This is a genomic window from Pseudomonas sp. REB1044 (genome assembly GCF_038813925.1).
Classification (GTDB): domain Bacteria; phylum Pseudomonadota; class Gammaproteobacteria; order Pseudomonadales; family Pseudomonadaceae; genus Aquipseudomonas; species Aquipseudomonas boreofloridensis.
Genome location: NZ_CP046139.1, coordinates 1,315,468 through 1,330,462, shown reverse-complemented (window position 1 = coordinate 1,330,462; position 14,995 = coordinate 1,315,468). Strand labels below are relative to the sequence as shown.

The following is a 14,995-nucleotide window of genomic DNA, read 5'->3' as shown; positions in this document are numbered from 1 at the left end:
TCAGCCTCCGCGCTTGAGATCGAAACCGGTGCACCACGCTGCCTGAGCCTTGCTCGGGCGAATGTCGGTCCAGTCAATCAGCTCGACCCGGCTGACGCCGTCGATGTGCAATTGCGCATCGATGCCCGAGCGGGCTACCTCGACGCCCAGCCGACGGCGAGGGTTGACCCAGGCCTGCAAGCGGCGCTGGCACTCGCTGAGGATGGCCTCGTATTCCGGACCGCTGTCGGCCATGTGCAGCACCGCGTTGATCCGATACGGCAGCACCTGGGCGCTGCGCACATTGACCCGGTCAGCGACCGGGCGAATGTCGTCATCGTTGAGGTAGGCGCTGACTTCGTCGAGCAGTGCCTGGGAAGCCACGCCCTGGTCATCGATGCTCAACACCGTGACATCGACCACTGCCGGCGACGGACTTTCGGCGGTCGCGTCAGCGACCCGCCCCGAAGCGTTACGGGCGTGGAGGATGTAGCTGTTGCGCGGACCGGCGGTGGTGAGGCCTTCATAGACCAGTTGCACCCGCTCGCGCAGGGCGTCGTCTGACTCGAGAATGGCCTCGGTGGGTGGCAGACTGGTCGAGTCGGCGGGCTGGACCACCAGGCGCTGCAGGGCGACGTTGGCGGCCAGTTGATCGAGGTCGCTGCCTTGGGCGTACGCCAGCAGCAAGGCCTTGGCGGCATCGTTGACACGGGCGCGGTTGAGCAGTTTGCGGTAGGCCCCGACTTCGAGCAGCTTGGTCACCGGATCGCTCTCCAGTGGCGCGGTCCAGTCATCGCCCATGTGTGCACGGAAGGTGTCGAGGTCCGCCTGGTAGAGCGCCTCGAAGTCCAGGTCTTCGAGCAGTTGCGGCGCCGGCAATTTCGACAGGTCGACCTGACTCATACGCTCACCTCCACCAGGGCTTCATCGCCCAGGTAGCGGCCGCTCAGCGCTAGGCTGACCTGGCCATCGAGCACCGCCACGACCTTGACCCGCTCCAGCTTGAGGCGCGGCTCCCAGCGCCCCAAAGCGCGGGCGACCTCGGCCTGAACGGCACTTTTCCAACCTTCATTGACCGGCAAGTCGACATAGCGACGCAGCTGACTGCCGTATTCTGGGCGCATGCGCCGACTGCCCAGGGGCGTGGTGAGGATGTCCTCGATGGACTGGCGCAGATGGGCGATACCGGCCAGCGGCTGACCGGTGCGGCGGTCCAGTCCGATCATGGGGCGCCTCCCGGTAAAGCCTGGGCGCGTTGATAGGCATCCATGGCATTCTCCTGGCGTAGAAATGCCCGCGTTGCGGGCGGGTTTCAGTGTTTGTGATTGGGTGTGTTGCCGGCGGTATCGATGATGCGTGCGCCGCCGAGGATGTCGGCACTGACGGTCAGCGGGCCGTTGATGGCGACCTTGCCGGTGAGGGTGATGTTGGCGGCGTCGAGGGTGACGGCGCCGTCCGTCAGTACCAGGGTGCTGGCGCCCACCTTGATGCGGGCGGTGCCGGTGGGCAGGTCGATGTCGTAGCGCTTGGCCTGCCAGTCGTAGATCAGCGAGCCACCGTCGGCGAAGCGCCAGACTTCGGCATGCTCGCGGGTGTCCGGCGCATTGCCAGCGTTGCCGTAGAGACCCGCGAAAAACGTTCCTTGGGCGGGTTCGCCGCTGGGACTGAGCAGAACCCCCTGCTCGCCCAGGCTTGGCGCTCGCCAGTGACGGGCCTGACCGGCGGCCTGGGCATGCCAGCGCACCCAAGCGCTGGTCCAACCGCTGCCGTCGGACACCCGGACCCTGGCCGCGGCCAGGTCAACCGCCACCACTCGACACGGGATGACCAGGCTGGCGAGCATGCGATCATGCAAGGCACTCACATAGCTCATGCCAGGTCCTCCGGGGCGAAATAGTGCGGTTCGTTGCCTTTACCGGTGTCAGGGCTGAAGCCCAGCTTGAGGCTACCGGCCGGCTCATCGGGCCAATCCCATTGCAGCTCGCCGAGCAGCACGGGTTGGTCCCATCGTACTCGCCAGCCTGAGCCTGCGAAGAAAGCCCGCACGTTGCGACTCGGCTCGACGAATTCCAGGCCCCAGAGTTGCTGGCGCAACAGGTCCATCACTTGCGCCGCCAGGACGCTGCCCTGCAGACGCGCCTGAGGGTTCGAGGCAGCCGGGGTGATGTCCGCCTCGAAGGTGGTGACCAGCACCGACCGACCATCCCTGGGCGCTGAGTCGGCGACCATGCGCACGATGCCGTGGCGCAGTGACGGCAACGCCGGTGCCTTTTCCGCTTCGGTATAGGTATCGACCGACGCCAGTTCCGGAATCGCCTCTCGAATGGTTGCAGTCAAAGCCGCGTGCAACGTGGCCAATTCGCTCATGAACATCGCTCCTATTGCTCTTCCCTCAAGCCAAGGCGCTTGGCTGCCCAGCGCTCGTAAAGGCCGATGGCGACATCGGCACCGGCCATGGCGGTGAGGCAACCGAAGGCGCTCGCGCTCCAGATCGACATGCCGCTGGCGTACAGCAGCATCACCGTCGAGACCCCGCACACCATGCAGGCCCCCGATCGCAACGCCAGACGCCGCAGCAGCGACCACCCGCGAGCACCGGCTTTGTCGGCCCGCCACATCTCGCCGGACAAACCGCCCAGCAGTGCCAGGACGATTACCAGCCAGAGCGGCATTTCCAGTAACGTCTGTTGCTCGCTCGTCACTGTCCTGTCTCCTGTGTAATGGCCGTCGGCGACTGCCGACGGATCCCTTGCCGTATCACGCGGCATTCCAAAGGGTCCGTTGGCACAGGCCCTTCAGTAATGCGTTGTCGAACCGCCGGCCACAGCTGGTGACGCCGGGCGGTTCCGCTTCAAATTGGTGACTCCGACCGCGGCCGCCTGCCCGCCGGATAACTGATCGTGGTGCTTTACGCTGCACACCCGGGCCAGTTGCCAACCCTCTGAACAGTCAAGGCCTGTTCATCGCTGCCTGTGTATCAACCGGTTACTGACCGGCTTGGGACACAGGTTATGCATCTATGCATATGCAGTCAATGCATTTTTGAAAATATTTTTGCACCGGGAAATGCTTATATGCATGAAAGCTTTGGGAGCTGTGGCTTGTAGGGGTTTTCGCTAGGTGGGAAGCGGGGCTGGTGCAGCGGAGGGGGCGTGAGGACATCGCAGCCGGTCGAGATGGGCATTCAACAGGCATGAAAAAACCCGCCTAGGCGGGTTTTAGTGAAGTCATACACAGTCAGCGTGCGTACATGCCCCACCAGAAAACGTGGCCGAGCAAGCTGATCTGCTCATCCTGCATCTGTTGGAAGCTGTAATCCTCGTCGGGGTGCTCGTCCCGGTTGAAGCTGCGCAGGCGAATGCCGGTCGGCAGGCGATACACTTGTTTGACCCGCAATTGGCCATTGTGATTGATGGCATACAAGTCACCATCGATGATATCCCCGATGGCGCATTTACCCGTGTTGACGCCGACGGTGGCGCCGTCACGCAGCACCGGTAGCATGCTGTTGCCACGCACCGTGACACACTTGGCCTGGTCGAACTGCACACCGTTGTGGCGCAAACTGCGCTTGCCGAAACGCAAGCGGGCACGCTCGCTTTCCTCTATCACGAATCTTCCTGATCCTGCTGCCAATTCGACCTCTCGAAGGAAGGGCACGGACACCTCGTCGTCCTCGACGGGTGTTTCATCGTCCCACAAGCTGATATCGCTCAATTCCGCATGGCCTTGGAGGGGCTCAGCAGCACGGGAGTCGCCCAGCTCGAGGCGACCGCGCAATTGATCGGTGCTCACGCCGAAATACTCGGCGATCCTCGAGACGTGCTTGTCCGACGGATCGACTATTTTCTCGCTGAGAATCCGCGACAAGGTGGATTGAGGGACGCCCGTGCGCCGATGCAGCTCCGTCGGGGACAGGCCGTGGCGATCGAGCAATGCTCTGAGTACTGAGGCTACGTTGCGCTTTTGCATAAAATGCATAGTGCTCGGGTTTTTCCAGAAATGCAAATGCATGTTCAGCCTGCTGCCCTGCAGTGGCCGACAAAAGCCTGTACCATTGCCGGTTTCGAAATAGCCACCAGACCACTGCTCCAAGGCCCTGAATGTCTGATCTCTCCGCACACACCCCGATGATGCAGCAGTATTGGAAGCTGAAAAACCAGCATCCAGACCAGCTGATGTTCTACCGCATGGGCGACTTCTACGAAATCTTCTACGAAGATGCGAAAAAAGCCGCGAAACTGCTGGATATCACCCTGACCGCTCGGGGCCAGTCGGCAGGTCAGTCGATTCCCATGTGCGGGATTCCCTTCCACTCGCTCGAGGGTTATCTGGCCAAGTTGGTCAAACTCGGCGAGTCGGTGGTGATCTGCGAGCAGATCGGTGACCCGGCCACCAGCAAAGGGCCCGTCGAGCGTCAGGTGGTGCGCATCATCACGCCTGGCACCGTCAGCGACGAGGCTTTGCTGGACGAGCGCCGCGACAACCTGATCGCCGCCGTTCTGGGCGATGAACGCCTGTTCGGGCTGGCCGTGCTGGACATCACCAGTGGCAACTTCGGCGTTCAGGAAATCAAAGGCTGGGAAAATTTGCTGGCCGAGCTGGAGCGTCTGAATCCGGTCGAGCTGCTGATTCCCGACGATTGGCCGCAAGGCCTGCCGGCGGAGAAGCGCCCAGGCGCGCGGCGCCGCGCCCCCTGGGACTTCGATCGCGATTCAGCGCGCAAAAGCCTGTGCCAGCAGTTCGCGACCCAGGACCTGAAAGGCTTCGGCTGCGACAAACTGACCTTGGCCATCGGCGCTGCCGGTTGCCTGCTGGCCTACGCCAAGGAAACCCAGCGCACCAGCCTGCCGCACTTGCGCAGCCTGCGCCATGAGCGCATGGACGACACCGTGATCCTCGACGGCGCCAGTCGCCGTAACCTGGAGCTGGACATCAACCTGGCTGGCGGCCGCGACAACACCTTGCAGTCGGTCATCGACCGCTGTCAGACGGCCATGGCCAGTCGCCTGCTCAGCCGCTGGCTGAACCGTCCTCTGCGCGACCTCAAGGTGCTACAGGCGCGCCAGGACTCGATTCGCTGCTTCCTCGATGGCTACCGTTTCGAAAAGCTGCAACCGCAGCTCAAGGAAATCGGTGACATCGAGCGCATCCTCGCGCGGATCGGCCTACGTAATGCGCGTCCGCGCGACCTGGCGCGACTGCGTGACGCCCTCGGCGCCCTACCAGAATTGCAGAACGCCATGGCCGAACTGGAGGCGCCGCACCTGGCGCGTCTGGCGGCGATCACCGGCACCTACCCCGAGCTGGCGAGCCTGCTCGAACGGGCGATCATCGACAATCCTCCCGCAGTGATCCGTGATGGCGGCGTACTCAAGACTGGCTATGACAGCGAGCTCGACGAACTGCTGGCCATCAGCGAAAACGCCGGGCAATTCCTGATCGACCTTGAAACCCGCGAGAAAGCCCGCACCGGCCTTGCCAACCTGAAGGTGGGTTACAACCGCGTACACGGCTACTTCATCGAGCTGCCAACCAAGCAGGCCGAACAGGCTCCAGCCGACTACATCCGTCGCCAGACGCTCAAGGGTGCCGAACGCTTCATCACGCCTGAACTCAAGACCTTCGAAGACAAAGCTCTGTCGGCCAAGAGTCGCGCCCTGGCCCGAGAGAAGATGCTCTACGACGGGCTGCTTGAAACCCTGATCAGCCACCTTGCTCCGCTGCAGGACAGCGCGGCCGCGTTGGCCGAGCTGGACGTGCTGAGCAACCTCGCCGAGCGTGCGCTGAACCTCGACTTGAACTGCCCACGCTTTGTCGACGAGCCGTGCATGCGCATCGAGCAGGGTCGCCACCTGGTGGTCGAGCAAGTGCTGACCACGCCCTTCGTGGCCAATGACCTGGGGTTGGATGATCGCACCCGGATGCTGATCATCACCGGACCGAACATGGGCGGTAAATCCACCTACATGCGCCAGACCGCACTCATCGTGCTGATGGCCCACATCGGCAGCTTTGTCCCAGCCGCGCGCTGCGAGCTGTCGCCAGTGGACCGCATCTTCACCCGCATCGGCTCGAGCGACGACCTCGCCGGCGGTCGTTCGACCTTCATGGTGGAGATGAGCGAAACCGCGAACATACTGCATAACGCGACCGAGCGCAGCCTGGTACTGATGGACGAGGTGGGCCGCGGTACCAGCACCTTCGATGGCCTCTCCCTGGCATGGGCTGCCGCCGAGCGCTTGGCGCAAGTGCGCGCCTACACGCTGTTCGCGACCCATTACTTCGAGCTCACCGTATTGCCGGACAGTGAGCCGCTGGTGGCCAACGTGCACCTCAATGCCACTGAGCACAACGAGCGCATCGTCTTCCTGCACCATGTCCTGCCAGGTCCTGCCAGCCAGAGCTACGGCCTGGCAGTGGCGCAGTTGGCAGGCGTGCCGACGCCGGTCATCCAGCGCGCCCGCGAACATCTCGGTCGCTTGGAAACCGCGAGCCTGCCCCACGAACCGTCGATGACTCGGAGCACGCGCGAGCCGCAGGTACCGCATCAGAGCGATCTGTTCGCCAGCCTCCCGCACCCCGCCATCGAGAAGCTGGGCAAGCTGGACCTGGACGACATGACGCCGCGTCAAGCTATCGAAATGCTATATCAACTGAAAAACCTGTTATAACGGCGATCCGCGCAAGCTGGTAGAATCCGCCGCGGTTTGCCGGAGCTGCAGGTTATTAGCCTGGCCAGCAGTCACCGTGAACCGCGCCGCCCTCAAAGGAAGGGTGCGCCGCCGTCGCCTGAGGAGAGAATTAGAAATGACCTTCGTCGTCACCGACAACTGCATCAAATGCAAGTACACCGACTGCGTGGAAGTCTGTCCGGTGGACTGCTTCTACGAAGGCCCGAATTTCCTGGTCATCCACCCGGACGAGTGCATCGACTGCGCACTGTGCGAACCCGAGTGCCCGGCCCAGGCAATCTTCTCCGAAGATGAAGTGCCATCGGGTATGGAGAACTTCCTCGAGCTCAACGCCGAGCTGGCCGAAATCTGGCCGAACATTACCGAGCGTAAGGATCCGCTGCCGGATGCCGAAGAGTGGGATGGCAAGACGGGCAAGATCGCTGATCTGGAACGTTGATCCACTCAGCGTTTCAGAACGAAAAAAGGCCCGTCAGGGCCTTTTTTGATGTCTCGGATTCGGAATCACACCGGATCGGAGGCTGAATCGCAGACAAAAAAAGGGGCGGTTTGACCCGCCCACATTTTTTCCGTAGTCCCTGCTTGTCCCTTTCATCATCCTGATGAATCGCATCCTGCGATGTCCTTGGCAATCATCCTTGAAAGCCTGCGCCAGTCCGTCGGCGCAGTTCAGATACTACTGTTTTCCCTGAGGGGAGCAACCAGCGCACCTTACAAGATGCTACGACAGCAACACATTTACATATCTATAAAGTACCTATAAATCATAGACTTATAAAAACAGCCAAGCTGCAAACGACAATACTTTACTTACACTACGCATGAAGGCTTACAGCTTTGGTAAGTGATCTCCTACAGCCCAAACTGCAAAGCGACCAGCATGAAACATTTCCATCGCCCACAAAAATGCCCCGGAATCAGCGGGGCATTGTCGACTGGCCTGCAGGCGGTTACTGGAACAAGGATTCGCTGGAGAGCCCATTCTTCTCAAGAATTTCACGCAGACGCTTGAGACCTTCGACCTGGATCTGGCGAACCCGCTCCCGGGTCAGACCAATTTCCAAGCCAACATCCTCCAGCGTACTGCTCTCGTGGCCACGCAGGCCGAAGCGGCGGATCACGACTTCACGCTGTTTGTCGGTGAGTTCGCCCAGCCATTGGTCGATGCTCTGGGAGAGGTCATCATCTTGCAGCAGCTCGCAGGGATCGGTGGGGCGGTCATCGGTAAGCGTATCGAGCAGGGTTTTGTCCGAATCAGGACCCAGTGACACGTCCACAGAGGAGACTCGCTCGTTGAGGCCCAGCATGCGCTTGACCTCGGCCACCGGCTTTTCCAACAACCCGGCTATTTCCTCTGGGGATGGCTCGTGATCGAGCTTCTGGGTAAGCTCGCGCGCCGCCCGAAGATACACGTTGAGCTCTTTGACCACATGGATCGGAAGACGAATGGTGCGGGTCTGATTCATGATCGCCCGCTCGATGGTTTGGCGAATCCACCACGTGGCGTACGTGGAGAAGCGGAACCCACGCTCGGGGTCGAACTTCTCGACCGCGCGGATAAGGCCCAGATTACCCTCTTCGATGAGATCCAGGAGCGAAAGACCACGATTGACGTAACGCCGAGCGATCTTCACCACCAAGCGCAGATTGCTCTCGATCATGCGCTTGCGACCTGCAGGATCACCCTTCTGGGAAAGACGCGCGAAATGCACCTCTTCTTCAGGAGAGAGCAGCGGTGAAAATCCGATTTCGTTGAGGTACAGCTGCGTAGCGTCGAGCGCACGGCTGTAATCGATGTACTTGTGCTGTTTGAGCGATGAGCCGGACTTGGCCCTGGTCCGAACCGGAGGTACTACAGGTTCGTCTGACACCACATCCGTTTCCAAAACGATGCCTGTCTCCATCACTAGGAGGTCATCGTCGATGTCAAACTCCGGCGCTTCTTTGCTGAGAGCCATTGTTATAGTCCTTTGCTGAGTTCGAACCTCAGACTCTAGCGTCACCTGATTCCCTGGCAGCGCTAAAGCCTGTCCCCGTTACGTCCTCAGGAACAGGCTGGTGCAACAATCAACGGCGTGGCAGAAATTGTAGAGGGTCGACGGGTTTGCCCTGGCGGCGAATTTCGAAATGCAGCTTTACCCGATCAGTGCCTGTGGACCCCATTTCCGCGATCGTCTGCCCTGCCTTGACCTGCTGCCCCTCCCGAACCACGAGCCTGCGGTTATGGCCGTAGGCACTGACGTAGGTATCGTTGTGCTTGATGATGATGAGCTCGCCGTAGCCCCTCAAACCGCTCCCGGCGTAAACCACAGCACCGTCAGATGCAGCAAAAACAGGCTGTCCCAAATCACCGGCGATATCAATGCCTTTATTCAAACTACCGTTTGAAGCAAATTTTCCAATCAACACGCCATTGGCCGGCCAGGTCCAGCCACCGACAGCACGTTCAGCCGCTGGCACTTGAGTCACGACTGGCGCAGTGGCAACAGAGGGGGCAGTTGCCGACTTGTCACGATTTGTTGCTGGAGAAGAGGATGCGCCGACAGGACGCCGAGTGACCGTGGTACGGCTCGACGACGATGGGCCTGAAGTGACTACCGTGGTGCTGCCACCGGAGCCGCTGCTGAAGCGAATCGGCTGACCAGGACGAATGGTGTAAGGCGGCGCGATACCGTTGCGGGCGGCCAGCTCTTTGTAATCCCAGCCATAACGGAATGCGATGGAGAACAAGGTGTCACCCGGCTTGACCACGTACTGGCCGGACGTCACGGTGGGACGCTTGGGCGCCGCGCTATTGCGATCGACCACCCGGGCGCCACTGGAACCGGAGCTGGAGCATCCCGCCAGCAGGGTTCCCATGGCCAGCGCAATCACCAGTAGCTTGAAACCCGACCAATCCTTGCGCTGCCGAATGATTGTGTGACCCACCCGCGCTCCCCTCATGGTGCCGAAATCTGGATAAGACGATATGCAATATTGTTGCAATTATAACCGAGGCCAACGTGATTGGCTGCTGCGCTCACGCGTGCGGCAATTGTAAGTGGGATTGCCTCATACCGCCTGATAGACAGGCAGGCGCCGCAAGAATTCGTTACGGATGCAAATATTGACGATTCGACGCTGGCCCTCAGGCCAGCGGTCCATTGAGCAAAGGCACGAAACGCACAGCGCCCAGCGCCCGTCGAGAGAAACCGTGCTCCTCACGCACGATGAGCAGCAGTTGCTGAGCCTCCCCCGCTGGACCGACCGGAATCACCAGACGGCCACCCGGTGCCAACTGATCGAGCAGCGCCTGCGGCACTTCCGCTGCCACTGCGGTGACGATGATGCCGTTATAGGGCGCCAAAGCAGGCCAGCCCTCGCACCCATCCCCCCAACGGAACACCACGTTGCGCAGGTTCAACTCGACCAGTCGCTCCTTGGCGCGATCCTGCAGTACCTTGATGCGCTCGACCGAAAACACTCGCTCCACCAACTGCGCCAGAATGGCGGTCTGATAGCCCGAACCGGTGCCAATCTCCAGCACCTTGTCCAGCGGGCCGGCCTCGAGCAGCAATTCGCTCATGTGCGCAACCATGAATGGCTGAGAGATCGTCTGGTTATGGCCGATAGGCAGCGCAGTGTCTTCGTAGGCTCGGTGCGCCAGGGCTTCGTCGACGAACAGATGGCGCGGTGTGCGGCGGATGGTCTCGAGCACTTGCGTGTTGGACACGCCCTCTTCGTACAGGCGCTGAATCAGCCGCTCGCGGGTACGCTGCGAGGTCATGCCGATACCGCCGCGGCGTTGCAGATCGTCCTGATCGCGCATCAGAGCAAGCCCTCCAGCCAGCTCTCCAGGCCTTCGAAAACCTCCTTGAAGGTTCGATCCAACTGCAACGGGGTAATCGAGACGTAGCCCTGCATCACAGCATGGAAATCGGTCCCCGGACCACCATCCTCGGCGTCACCGACCGCTGCGATCCAATAACCCTCCTTGCCCCGTGGGTTGATCACCTGGGTCGGGACTGCCGCACGCGCACGATGACCCAGGCGGGTCAGGCGCACACCACGGATATGCTCAAGCGGCAGATTGGGAATGTTGACGTTGAGCACGGTGCGTGGCGGCAGTTGCAGACGCGACTGCGCCGCCACGACCCGTCGAGCCACATGGGCTGCCGTCGGCAAGTTGTCTGGCTGGCGCGACAACAGGGAGAACGCCAGCGACGTACCGCCGAGAAAGCGTCCCTCCAGCGCAGCGCCGACCGTACCGGAATACAGCACGTCGTCCCCCAGGTTCGCGCCCAGGTTGATGCCGGACACCACCATGTCGGGGGGTTCTGGCAACAGGCCATTGATCCCCAAGTGAACGCAATCGGTCGGTGTGCCGTTGAGGCTGATGAAGCCGTTGCCCAGTCGCGTGGGGTGCAGCGGGCGGTCGAGCGTCAGCGAACTGCCAGCACCGCTCTTGTCTTGGTCCGGGGCGATCACCGCACACTCGGCATGATCCTTGAGCGCATCGTAAAGCGCAGCGAGGCCGGGAGCGGTGACACCGTCGTCGTTGGAAATCAGAATACGCATGGGCTGTCCGTCTGCCCTGCCGGCACCAGATCCACAAGCTCGCGCACCACGACGGTGGCGAAGCATCCGGCCGGAAGGACGAATTCCAGTTGCAGGATATCAGGCTCGGGATAATGCCACGTCAGGCGCGCAATAGGGAGCCGCAGTATGCGCCGTTCGTGATCCAGTCCCGCCTTGCCCAGCCACTGACACAGCGCCGGTTGCCGTGCACCGACGGCGCTTTCCAGCGCCGCCACAGCGTCACGAGTGGGTGGCAGCCCTGCGCCCCACATCGGTCCAGTGGGATGCAGATCCAGAATGGCCAGCCTTCGATCAGAACATTCCGCCTCGCTCGCCGGAAAGAAACTACGGCTATCTGTGAATGCCAGCAGGTCACCGACCTGACCGAGGTTCCAAGTCCCCTCGGTCACTCGCGCAGCCAGCACCTGATTGAACAGATAACTGCGCGCCGTGGAGAGCAACCGCGAACGCACGTTGCGCTGTTCCGGCAACGCTTCGCGAGCGGCCCAGCTCAGGGCGTCGTGGACATTGCCACCGGCATGACCAAAGCGCTGGCTACCGAAATAATTCGGCACGCCGTGCGTCTTGATCCGTTCCAGACGCGCATCCAGCGCCGAATGATCGGCATTGAGCGCCGTGAGCCGCAACCTGAAACCATTGGCCGAATGCGCGCCACGCTGCAGCTTGCGCTGATGGCGAACCCGCTCGAGCACCCGCAGGCTCTCATCCTCGGCCCGGGACAGGTCCGGGTCGGCCTTGCCCGGCAGGTGAAGACTGAACCACTGGCGGGTCAATGCCTGGCGGTCTTTCAGCCCGGCATAGCTGATGGCACGCAACGGCACGCCTGCGGCACGAGCCAGGCGGCGAGCCGCCTCCTCGGTATTGAGCTCACGCTTTTCCACCCACAGCCACAGGTGCTCGCCCTGGCCAGACAGGGGAATGTCCAAGACTTCGTCGACTTGAAAGTCTTCGGCGGTCGCCTTGAGCACCGCGCAGCCCAGGGCCTCGCCGCTGGCGCGCGGGCCCAGCAGTTCCAATTCGGTCATGAGGCCAGCAGCAGGGCGACCGCATGCACGGCGATCCCCTCCTCCCGCCCGGTGAAGCCCAGCTTCTCGGTGGTGGTGGCCTTGACGTTGACCTGGTCGAGTTGGACCTGCAGGTCTTCGGCGATCAACTGGCGCATGGTCTCGATGTGCGGCGCCATCTTCGGCGCCTGGGCGACGATGGTGGCGTCGACGTTACCGACCTTCCAGCCCTTGGCCTGCACGACGGCGAGGACGTGACGCAACAGCACGCGGCTGTCCGCCCCTTTGAATTGCGGGTCGGTATCGGGAAAGTGTTTGCCGATGTCGCCCAACGCAGCCGCGCCGAGCAAGGCATCGCTCAGGGCATGCAGCAGCACGTCGCCATCGGAATGGGCCAGCAGGCCGTATTTATGGGCAATACGCACCCCACCCAAGGTAATGAAATCACCGTCGGCAAAACGGTGCACATCGTAGCCGTGGCCAATACGCATAGAAAAACGCCCTGATTGAGTCAGGGCGGGATTCTACCTGTATTTGCAGCCGCAGGCTGCTCGGAAACGGCACGCTGCAAGCTACAAGCTACAAGCTACAAGCTACAAGCTACAAGCTACAAGCTACAAGCTACAAGCTGAAGCCAAGCCTAGCGCGGGCTGCTTCTCTCTTGCCGCTTGCCGCTTGCCGCTTGCCGCTGTTTTTCAACCGTGCAACGCACGGGCGTGATGGCGCAGGTGGTCATCGATGAAGCTGGCGATGAAGTAGTAGCTGTGGTCATAGCCCGGTTGCAGGCGCAGGGTCAGGGCATGCCCGGCCTTGCGAGCGGCCTGCTCGAGCGCCTGAGGCTTGAGCTGTTTGTCGAGGAAATCGTCGCGATCGCCCTGATCGACCAACAGCGGCGGGCAGTCGCTCGACTCTGCCAGCAACACGCTGGCGTCCCATTCGCGCCAGCGCGAGCGGTCTTCGCCCAGGTAGCGGGAGAAGGCCTTCTCGCCCCAGGGGCAGTCCATGGGATTACTGATCGGCGAGAACGCCGAAATCGAGCGATAGCGCCCCGGATTGCGCAGCGCGCACACCAACGCGCCGTGCCCGCCCATGGAATGACCACTGATGCTGCGCTGCTCGGAGGCCGGGAAATGCGCCTCGATCAAGGTCGGCAACTCATGCACCACGTAGTCGTGCATCCGGTAATGCTGAGCCCATGGCTGCTGGGTGGCATTGAGGTAGAAACCGGCACCGAGGCCGAAATCCCAGGCCCCATCAGGGTCGCCCGGCACCTGCTCGCCACGCGGGCTGGTATCCGGCGCGACGATGATCAACCCCAGCTCGGCGGCCAGGCGCTGGGCGCCGGCCTTCTGCATGAAGTTCTCGTCGGTGCAGGTCAGGCCACTGAGCCAGTACAGCACCGGCAGTTTCCCGCCCAGCTCAGCCTGAGGAGGCAGATAGACGGCGAATACCATGTCGCAGCCCAGCACTTTGGACGTGTGCCGATAGCGCTTGTGCCAGCCGCCGAAGCTTTTTTGACAGGAGATGTTTTCCAGGCTCATGGCTGACCTCAGAAGTGGATCACGCTGCGAATGCTCTTGCCTTCATGCATCAGGTCGAAGGCTTTGTTGATGTCTTCCAGACCCATGGTGTGGGTGATGAAGGTGTCCAGCGGAATTTCGCCCTTTTCGGACATTTCCACGTAGCTCGGCAGCTCGCTGCGGCCGCGCACCCCGCCGAACGCCGAGCCGCGCCAGACGCGCCCGGTGACCAACTGGAATGGCCGGGTGGCGATTTCCTGGCCAGCGCCAGCGACACCGATGATCACCGACTCGCCCCACCCTTTGTGGCAGCATTCCAGCGCCGCACGCATCAACTGGACATTGCCGATGCACTCGAAGGAGAAGTCCACACCACCATCGGTGAGATCGACGATCACTTCCTGGATCGGACGATCGTATTCCTTGGGGTTGATGCAATCGGTGGCGCCCAACTGGCGAGCGATCTCGAACTTGGCCGGGTTGATGTCGATCGCGATGATGCGCGAGGCCTTGGCCTTCACCGCACCGATGATTGCCGACAGACCAATGCCGCCCAGACCGAAGACGGCCACGGTATCACCCGGTTTGACCTTGGCGGTGTTCAGTACCGCGCCGATACCCGTGGTTACGCCGCAGCCCAGCAGGCAGACCTTCTCCAGCGGAGCCTCCTTCTGGATCTTGGCCACCGAAATCTCCGGCAGCACGGTGTACTCGGAGAAGGTCGAGGTGCCCATGTAGTGGAACAGTTGCTGGCCTTTGTAGCTGAAGCGAGTGGTGCCGTCCGGCATCAGGCCCTTGCCTTGCGTGGCACGGATGGCCTGACACAAGTTGGTCTTGCCGGAGAGACAGAATTTGCATTTGCCGCACTCAGGCGTGTACAGCGGAATGACATGATCGCCCACGGCAACCGAAGTGACACCCTCACCGACCGCCTCGACGATGGCGCCGCCTTCGTGGCCGAGGATCGAGGGGAAAATACCTTCTGGATCCGCGCCGGAGAGGGTATAGGCATCGGTGTGGCAAACGCCACTGGCCACCACGCGCAGCAGCACTTCGCCCGCCTTGGGCATGGCCACGTCGACTTCGACGATTTCCAGGGGTTTCTTCGCTTCGAAGGCAACGGCAGCGCGGGACTTGATCATCAGGCTCTCCAGCAGGGTTCTATTGAGAGAGGCAGTGTAATTCACCAACTTTTGATAAATAATCCCAGCACTAGCAA

16 protein-coding genes are annotated in these 14,995 nt (G+C 61.6%); 2 read left to right on the top strand and 14 right to left on the bottom strand.

The window, feature by feature from the left end; all coding sequences use genetic code 11:
* The 6 genes from GKC70_RS06150 to GKC70_RS06125 all read right to left on the bottom strand — a co-directional run bounded on the left by GKC70_RS06150 (window position 1) and on the right by GKC70_RS06125 (window position 3,960).
* Window positions 1-882: a baseplate J/gp47 family protein gene (locus GKC70_RS06150; RefSeq protein WP_342650763.1), complete on the bottom strand. Its 882-nt coding sequence runs from the start codon at window positions 880-882 to the stop codon at window positions 1-3.
* On the bottom strand, window positions 879-1,205 hold the full coding sequence (locus GKC70_RS06145; protein WP_029613450.1) for a GPW/gp25 family protein: 327 nt from the start codon (window positions 1,203-1,205) through the stop codon (window positions 879-881). The genes GKC70_RS06150 and GKC70_RS06145 overlap by 4 nt, the downstream gene beginning before the upstream one ends.
* Window positions 1,206-1,291: 86 nt before the next feature.
* Entirely contained in the window at window positions 1,292-1,852 is a 561-nt protein-coding gene (locus tag GKC70_RS06140; protein WP_342650762.1) for a phage baseplate assembly protein V, read from the bottom strand.
* Window positions 1,849-2,346 (bottom strand): hypothetical protein, encoded by a 498-nt coding sequence (locus tag GKC70_RS06135; protein WP_029613449.1) that lies wholly within the window; start codon window positions 2,344-2,346, stop codon window positions 1,849-1,851. Before GKC70_RS06135 ends, GKC70_RS06140 begins: the two co-directional genes overlap by 4 nt.
* An 11-nt stretch (window positions 2,347-2,357) precedes the next feature.
* On the bottom strand, window positions 2,358-2,681 hold the full coding sequence (locus GKC70_RS06130) for a phage holin family protein (protein WP_039579545.1): 324 nt from the start codon (window positions 2,679-2,681) through the stop codon (window positions 2,358-2,360).
* Between the two features lie 535 nt (window positions 2,682-3,216).
* Complete coding sequence (locus GKC70_RS06125) at window positions 3,217-3,960, bottom strand: XRE family transcriptional regulator (protein ID WP_080754755.1); 744 nt, start codon at window positions 3,958-3,960, stop codon at window positions 3,217-3,219.
* A 122-nt stretch (window positions 3,961-4,082) separates the two neighbouring features.
* On the opposite strand from GKC70_RS06125, the gene mutS reads away from it, so the two are divergent.
* Together mutS and fdxA are read left to right on the top strand one after the other, a co-directional pair.
* Entirely contained in the window at window positions 4,083-6,653 is a 2,571-nt protein-coding gene (gene mutS, locus GKC70_RS06120) for a DNA mismatch repair protein MutS (protein WP_342650761.1), read from the top strand.
* Between the two features lie 136 nt (window positions 6,654-6,789).
* Window positions 6,790-7,113, top strand: a complete 324-nt coding sequence (gene fdxA / locus GKC70_RS06115) for a ferredoxin FdxA (protein WP_029613446.1) — start codon at window positions 6,790-6,792, stop codon at window positions 7,111-7,113.
* Window positions 7,114-7,624: 511 nt separating this feature from the next.
* Here the strand turns inward: fdxA and rpoS are convergent.
* The 8 genes from rpoS to GKC70_RS06075 all read right to left on the bottom strand — a co-directional run bounded on the left by rpoS (window position 7,625) and on the right by GKC70_RS06075 (window position 14,918).
* On the bottom strand, window positions 7,625-8,632 hold the full coding sequence (gene rpoS, locus GKC70_RS06110; RefSeq protein WP_029613445.1) for an RNA polymerase sigma factor RpoS: 1,008 nt from the start codon (window positions 8,630-8,632) through the stop codon (window positions 7,625-7,627).
* Between the two features lie 109 nt (window positions 8,633-8,741).
* A complete protein-coding gene (locus GKC70_RS06105; RefSeq protein ID WP_342650760.1) occupies window positions 8,742-9,602 on the bottom strand; it encodes a peptidoglycan DD-metalloendopeptidase family protein in 861 nt (286 codons plus the stop codon).
* Between the two features lie 199 nt (window positions 9,603-9,801).
* Window positions 9,802-10,440, bottom strand: coding sequence for a protein-L-isoaspartate(D-aspartate) O-methyltransferase (locus GKC70_RS06100; RefSeq protein WP_162889596.1), 639 nt, complete (start codon window positions 10,438-10,440; stop codon window positions 9,802-9,804).
* Between the two features lie 41 nt (window positions 10,441-10,481).
* Window positions 10,482-11,231: a 5'/3'-nucleotidase SurE gene (gene surE, locus GKC70_RS06095; protein WP_342650759.1), complete on the bottom strand. Its 750-nt coding sequence runs from the start codon at window positions 11,229-11,231 to the stop codon at window positions 10,482-10,484.
* On the bottom strand, window positions 11,219-12,277 hold the full coding sequence (gene truD, locus GKC70_RS06090) for a tRNA pseudouridine(13) synthase TruD (RefSeq protein WP_342650758.1): 1,059 nt from the start codon (window positions 12,275-12,277) through the stop codon (window positions 11,219-11,221). The genes surE and truD overlap by 13 nt, the downstream gene beginning before the upstream one ends.
* On the bottom strand, window positions 12,274-12,747 hold the full coding sequence (gene ispF, locus GKC70_RS06085) for a 2-C-methyl-D-erythritol 2,4-cyclodiphosphate synthase (RefSeq protein ID WP_342650757.1): 474 nt from the start codon (window positions 12,745-12,747) through the stop codon (window positions 12,274-12,276). Before ispF ends, truD begins: the two co-directional genes overlap by 4 nt.
* Before the next feature lie 204 nt (window positions 12,748-12,951).
* Window positions 12,952-13,797 (bottom strand): S-formylglutathione hydrolase, encoded by an 846-nt coding sequence (fghA, locus tag GKC70_RS06080; protein WP_342650756.1) that lies wholly within the window; start codon window positions 13,795-13,797, stop codon window positions 12,952-12,954.
* Between the two features lie 8 nt (window positions 13,798-13,805).
* Window positions 13,806-14,918, bottom strand: coding sequence for an S-(hydroxymethyl)glutathione dehydrogenase/class III alcohol dehydrogenase (locus tag GKC70_RS06075; RefSeq protein WP_039579556.1), 1,113 nt, complete (start codon window positions 14,916-14,918; stop codon window positions 13,806-13,808).
* Between the last annotated feature and the right edge of the window lie 77 nt (window positions 14,919-14,995).